We start from the raw sequence: 6420 nt of genomic DNA, 5'->3' as shown, positions 1-6420 counted from the left end.
CCCGCTACCGGCTGCGGCCACCACGGCGAGGGCGCGGCCCCCTGGTCGGGGGCACTGCTCACGCCCGGTCCCCCGACGGCTCACGCAGCACGTAGCCAACTCCGCGCACGGTGTGCAACAGCCTGGGCTCGCCGTTCGCCTCGAGCTTGCGGCGCAGGTAGCTCACGAAGACCTCCAGCGAGTTCGACGTCGGGCCGAAGTCATACCCCCAAACCCGCTCCATGATCATGGAGCGGAAGAGCACCTGACGCGGATGGGCGAGAAACAACTCCAGCAGCTCGAACTCGGTCTTGGTCAGAATCAGCTCCCGATCACCGCGGGTCACCTGGCGGCTGACCTGATCCAGACAGACCCCGCCGTAGCGAAGCGTCGAGTCGGGGATCCCCCTGGACCCGTCCGAACCGGCCGCCCGCACCCGCGCGGCCAACGCCGCCCGGCGGATCAGTGCCCGCAACCGGGCGAACAGCTCCTCCAGGGCGAACGGTTTGACCAGGTAGTCGTCGGCACCGACGTCCAAGCCGCTGACCCGGTCGGCCAAGCCGTCCCGAGCGGTCAGCATGAGCACCGGGACGTCGTCGCCCTGGGCCCGCAGCCGACGGCAGGTCTCCAGCCCGTCCACCCGGGGCATCATCACGTCCAGCACGACGATGTCCGGCCGCTCGCGGCCGATGACATCGAGCGCGTCCGCCCCGTCCACCGCCGTGGCCACCTCGTACCCCTCGAACCGCAGTGAGCGTTCCAGGGACTCCCGGACAGCCGCGTCGTCGTCCACCACCAGTACCCGCACGCCCCCAGTCTGCCTTCACCCGACGCGGTGATGGTGCTGCGCGGGGCCGGTCTCAGGAAGACGTACCGCGATCCTCAGGACGGTTTCAGCCACCGCAAGCCCGGACAGACCGACCGGCACGCCCAGGCCGACCAGATCAACCCCTCAGGCGCGACGAGCCGGGGGCGGGCGGGTCGATCCGTGCCCGCGGCAGATCCGTCCCCTGCGCGTCCGCGTCACCCCCGCCGACCCCGGCATCCGGATCCGCGTCGTCCTCCTCACGGCTCCCGGCGCTCTCCTCGTCGTCGTCGACCATGGTCACCTCACTGCGTTGCACGGAACCGAGCTCGATGCCAGCCGCGCCAAGCGAGGTCCGGACCCGCTCACGCAGCTCACGCGCGACCTCCCACTGCTTGAGCGGCTGGGTCTTGATGGCGACACGCAGGGTGTAACCGTCCGAGGTCATGGTCTCCATGCCCCAGACCTCGGGCTCGGCGAGGATGAGGCTGCTCCACTTCGCGTCCGCCCAGAGCTCGTTCGCCGTCCGGGCCAGCACCCGTTTGGCGGTGGCGACCTCGGTGTCGTAGTCGAGCGGAACGTCGAGCACGGTCCGTGCCCATTGCTGGCTCTTGTTACCGACCCTGGTGATCTCGCCGTTCCGGACGTACCAGACGGTGCCCTCGACGTCGCGCAGTCTGGTCGTCCGGAGACTGACCGCCTCCACGGCGCCGGAGACCGGGCCGAGATCGATCACGTCTCCCACCCCGTACTGGTCCTCCAGCAGCATGAACATCCCCGACAGGAAGTCCCGGACGAGGTTCTGCGCACCGAAACCGACCGCGACTCCCAGCACACCGGCGCTGGCGACGATGGGGGCGAGATTGATGCCCAGCTCGCCCAGGATGCTGAGGAATGCCAGGCCGAAGATGAAGATGGACGTCACGCTGCGCAGCAGCGAACCGACCGTCGCCGCACGCTGACGGCGCCTTTCCATCAGCACTGCCGGGTCGCCGAACGCGCCTAGCAGAGAGCCGGCCCGGGAACTCCGGAACAACCCGCCCCAGCTGCCGGAACCAGTCCGTTCGGTGGCGTGTCCGATGTCGGTGGTGCGCCGGATGAACCGGTGCAGCAGCGCCCGCACCACGAACGCGATCACTAAAATGAGCGCGATGCGGATCGGGGTACCGAGGAACACCTCAGCCCCGGAGGCGAGATAGTTACTGTGGGTCGTGTTGTAGACGGTGCGGCACAGCAGCCCCGGATCGGTCCCGCAGGCGTCCCGAAGCGCGGTCGCGACGCCCTCCAGGGACACCAGCGGGTCGGAGGTCACCGACGGGCTCGGCGAGGGCAGCGGGGTGGGCGTCGTCAGCCCGGACGTCGGGCCCGGTGATCCGGTGGGTGACGGCGAGGCGGACAGCAACATTCCCAGCGACGGGATGAGAGGCTGAGCCAGCAGGGACGGGGCGGGCGTCACGGCGTCGATCATCCTTCCGGTAGATTGCGATCATTCGGAGTTCCCCGAGCCGGCCGAGGTCACCGGCCCTCCCGCGCTCGCGGCGGCCGGGGCTGCGGCCCCAGGTCAGTCTCACCCATGCCGGTGGCCCGGCGGTGGGGGCCCCGATCCGGTCGACGGACGGCCACGCTCCGGCCCAACCACTCTCCAACCCAACCCGGCCAGGTCTCCCACTACACTCAAAAAGCACTTTCCGTATTGATATGATCACAGAATGGTCGCCCGCATGTGACAAAGGCCACGAGATATGTGCAGCGCCACGGCACGAAAGGCGATGACCATGCAAACAGGCTCGCGTTCTGCCGCAGAAGAAGGTTGACTATCCATTGTCACCGGAGACGCTGGGCAGAACGGCCCGCAAGGGGCCCTCGGTGGGCAGGAGGTCGGCGCGTGGCAGAGGCGCTGGTTCTCAATGCCACGTACGAGCCTCTGTGCGTGGTGTCGCAAAGGCGCGCGCTGGTGCTGGTCCTGACCGACAAGGCCGTCATGGTCGAATCGGCCGGGCAGGTTCTTCGGTCCGCGACGGCATCCATCGATGTCCCGATCGTGGTCCGGTTAGCGCGTTTCGTCCGGGTGCCGTACCGCTCGCAGGTCCCGCTGACCCGCAAGGGTGTGCTGGCCCGCGACCATCATCGCTGCGTGTACTGCAATGCTCCGGCAACATCCCTGGATCATGTCATTCCACGCTCCCGTGGGGGCCCGCATGCGTGGGAGAACGTCGTGGCGGCCTGTGGCCGCTGCAACCATCTGAAAGCCGACCGGGCCGTCGCTGATCTCGGCTGGCGGCTCCGCACGGCGCCACGGGCGCCGAGCGGAGCCGCTTGGCGCATTCTGGGCTCCCGTCGGATGGATCCACGCTGGTCGGCCTACCTGAGTACCGACGTGACCGAGGCCGCCTCGGCCTGACGGCGCCCGCCCGGGGCGTTCCCCGCCTGTTCGAGGCGTTCCCCGGCACGGCGACGGCGGATCGGCCGGGCGCCAGGGTACGGCGGGGCCTACCGGGGCAGGTAACCAGCGTGCGCATCCTCGTCACCGGGGCGACCGGGTACATCGGCGGCCGGCTGGCTCCCCGCCTGCTCGACCGTGGCCACCACGTCCGGGTCATGACCCGGGATCCCGTCCGGCTGCGGGACATCCCGTGGGCCGTCCGGGCGGAGGTCGTCCGCGCCGACGCCCGGGATCCGGAGTCGTTGCGGTCCGCACTCGACGGGATCGAGGTCGCCTACTACCTCATCCACTCGATCGACAGTGGTGGTGACTTCTCCGCGGTCGACCGGCGGGCGGCGAACGCCTTCGCCGCCGCGGCCCGGGCGGCCGATGTCCGCAGGATCGTCTACCTCGGCGGGCTGGGCCCGGCGACGACGGGTGGCACGTCCGCCCATCTGAGCTCCCGCCAGGAGATCGGGAGGATCCTGCTCGGCTCGGGGGTTCCGACGATCGTGCTGCGTGCGGCGGTCGTCATCGGCAGCGGCAGCGCCTCGTTCGAGATGCTGCGCTACCTGACGGAGCGCCTGCCGGTGATGCTGACGCCGCGCTGGGTGCGGACCAGGATCCAGCCAATCGCCGTCCGGGACGTGCTGCATTATCTGATCGGCGCTCTGGAGGTCCCCGACGACGTCGAGGGCACCTTCGACGTGGGCGGCCCGGACATCCTGACCTATGCGGAGATGATGCAGCGCTTCGCCGCCGTCGAGGGGCTGCGGCGCCGGATCATCGTCCCGGTTCCGATCCTGTCCCCCGAACTGTCCTCGCTGTGGGTCGGGCTCGTCACCCCGGTGCCGGGCGGCATCGCGAGGCCGCTCATCCGTTCCTTGCGCAACGAGGTGGTGGTCCACGACCACCAGGTCGCCCGCTGGATCCCCGATCCTGCCGAGGGACTGCTGCCCTTCGACGCCGCGGTGGCCCTCGCACTGGCCCGGGTGCGGGCGCGTTCGGTGAAGACCCGATGGTCGACGGCGGTGTGGCCGGGTCCGGGAGGCGCATCGGACGACAGGGACGGCGCCGGTGCCACGCACCCCCCGAACGAGCCCCTGCCGACCGACCCGCAGTGGGCCGGGGGATCCCTCTACGTCGACGAGCGCAGCATGGCCGTGGCGGCGCCGCCGGCCTGTCTGTGGCACGTCATCGAGGGCATCGGGGGCGACAACGGCTGGTACTCGTGGCCCCTGGCCTGGTCCGCCCGCGGCTGGGTGAACACCGCCCTCGGTGGCGTCGGTCTGCGCCGGGGCCGGCGTGATCCGCAGCGGGTGCACGTCGGGGAGGCGCTGGACTTCTGGCGGGTCGAGGAGATCGAACCGGGCCACCTGCTCCGGCTGCGTGCCGAGATGAAGCTGCCTGGCGAGGCATGGCTGGAACTACGCTCGATGGTGGACTCCGAGGGCACCACGACCTACTCGCAGCGCGCGAGTTTCCTGCCCCGCGGACTTCCCGGGCAGCTCTACTGGTGGTCGGTCAGCCCGTTCCACGCAGCCGTCTTCGGTGGAATGCTGCGCAACATCGTGCGCAAGGCCGAGGACGAATGGGCCGCCCGCGCCGTCGCCACCGCCTGATCACGCGGCCTTGGCCCGGATCGTCAGGTGGCCCGGCCCCGGATGCTATCCCCAGCACCGGCCCTGGATCGGCGGGTCGAGGGGAGGCTTCCGGGACGGGCCCGCCGCGGGAGACGGATCGGGTCCAACGATCGGTCTCGTCGGGCCGGCAGCACCCGGCTCCTGGTCGGGTATCTCGATGTCGAACCAGACACGCTTGCCCCCGGGGGTCATCTCCACCCCCCAGGCTAGCGCCAGCGCCTCGACCAGCAGCAGGCCCCACCCCGACTCGGGCTCGGGTTTGTTCTCCGCGGCCGCGCCGGGCCGGGGCAGACGCGCGCCTTCCCGGTCCTCGACACTGATCCGCAGCCGACCGGGTTCCATCGATGCCCGCAGTACCAGATCACTGCGGGCGTGCAGCACCGCGTTCGTCACCACCTCGCTGACCAGCAGCATCGCGTCCTCGACGGAGGTGATCCCGCATTCGGCGAGGACCGAACGCATCGCTGTCCGGGCCTCGCCTGCCGACGCGGCCACCGCGGGCAACGCGAGTTCGAGCAATGGCGGGTTCACGGCCTGCGTGGTGAGCACCACCATGGCGGTGTCGTCGTCGGTCCGGGCCGGGAGATCGGCTGCGATCAGGCACCGTTCGAGCAGCGTGCGGGCGGTCTCCTCGACGGGGCCCTCGCCGGGGCCGTTGACGGTGTCCGGACCGAACCAGCTACGCGCCGCGAAGTTCACCCTGCGCGCCCGGCGCCGCCGGTCCGCCCAGGAGCGGCGTTCCGGCACCCCGGGGGGCGGGCCGAGCGACGGGCCGGGGGCCCGCCGATCCGTCCCCGCCTTCCCGGTCCGTTCCGCCTTCCCGGTCCGTTCCGCGCTCATGCCCTCGCCCTCGCCTCCGGCCGCCACGTCGGCACCCGCTGCGACTTCGACCGCCTTGAGGCCTACCGCGGCAGCCCGGGCCCGCTGTGTGGTAAGACCGCGTCGAAGATTGTCCAGGCCGTCCACGAGCGGTCGGCGTCGCGACTCCACCAGGCCGTCGGTGAACATCACCAACGCCGATCCGGGTGGAAGCGCGACGGTCGTCTCGCTGAACATCGCCCCCTCGCAGACTCCCAGCGGGAGCCCGGGGTCGAGCACCAGATAGTCGGGGTCCTCGTCGGGAAGGATCACCAACGGCGCGAGATGGCCGGCACTCGCGATCGTCGCCCGGCCGGTGTTCCGGTCATAGACGGCGTACATACAGGTCGCGAGCTGGAGACCGGGCAGCAGGCCGACGACCCGGTCGAGCCGGGTCAGCACCTCGACGGGGCTCCAATCCTCCAGGGCGTAGGCGCGCAGCGCCGCCCGCAGCTGGCCCATCACCGCCGCGGCGTGCAGGCCGCGCCCCATCACGTCACCGATGGCCACCCCGACCCGTCCCCCGGCGAGCGGTATGACATCGTAGAGATCGCCTCCCACCTCCGTGCCTGCCGTCCCCGGCCGGTACTCCATCGCGATCTCGACCCCGTCGAGTGCGGGGGGATGCGCCGGCAGGAGGGACCGTTGCAGGGTCAGCGCGGACTCCTGTGCCTCGCGGAAGCGTTGTGCGTTCTCCAGCGCGACGGCCCCCC

At 70.7% G+C, this 6420-nt stretch carries 5 protein-coding genes; 2 read left to right on the top strand and 3 right to left on the bottom strand.

All coding sequences use genetic code 11. The features are described from left to right. Positions 1-58: 58 nt before the first annotated feature. Positions 59-787 (bottom strand): response regulator transcription factor, encoded by a 729-nt coding sequence (locus AC08ON_RS10215; protein ID WP_476608425.1) that lies wholly within the window; start codon positions 785-787, stop codon positions 59-61. 136 nt (positions 788-923) lie between these two features. Further along, entirely contained in the window at positions 924-2252 is a 1329-nt protein-coding gene (locus tag AC08ON_RS10210) for a mechanosensitive ion channel family protein (RefSeq protein ID WP_476608424.1), read from the bottom strand. A gap of 417 nt (positions 2253-2669) precedes the next feature. Between AC08ON_RS10210 and AC08ON_RS10205 the strand changes: the two genes are divergently transcribed. Together AC08ON_RS10205 and AC08ON_RS10200 are read left to right on the top strand one after the other, a co-directional pair. After that, a complete protein-coding gene (locus AC08ON_RS10205; protein ID WP_011435599.1) occupies positions 2670-3185 on the top strand; it encodes an HNH endonuclease in 516 nt (171 codons plus the stop codon). Positions 3186-3295: 110 nt separating this feature from the next. After that, a complete protein-coding gene (locus tag AC08ON_RS10200) occupies positions 3296-4828 on the top strand; it encodes an SDR family oxidoreductase (protein WP_476616852.1) in 1533 nt (510 codons plus the stop codon). Positions 4829-4873: 45 nt separating this feature from the next. Here the strand turns inward: AC08ON_RS10200 and AC08ON_RS10195 are convergent. Further along, positions 4874-6420 (bottom strand): ATP-binding SpoIIE family protein phosphatase (locus AC08ON_RS10195; protein ID WP_476616851.1); only part of this gene is annotated, 1547 nt, incomplete at its 5' end.

Source organism: Frankia sp. CoWAU3, from assembly GCF_977971855.1.
Note: the sequence above shows the minus strand (reverse complement) of the source record. Positions and strands in the feature narration are given on the sequence as shown.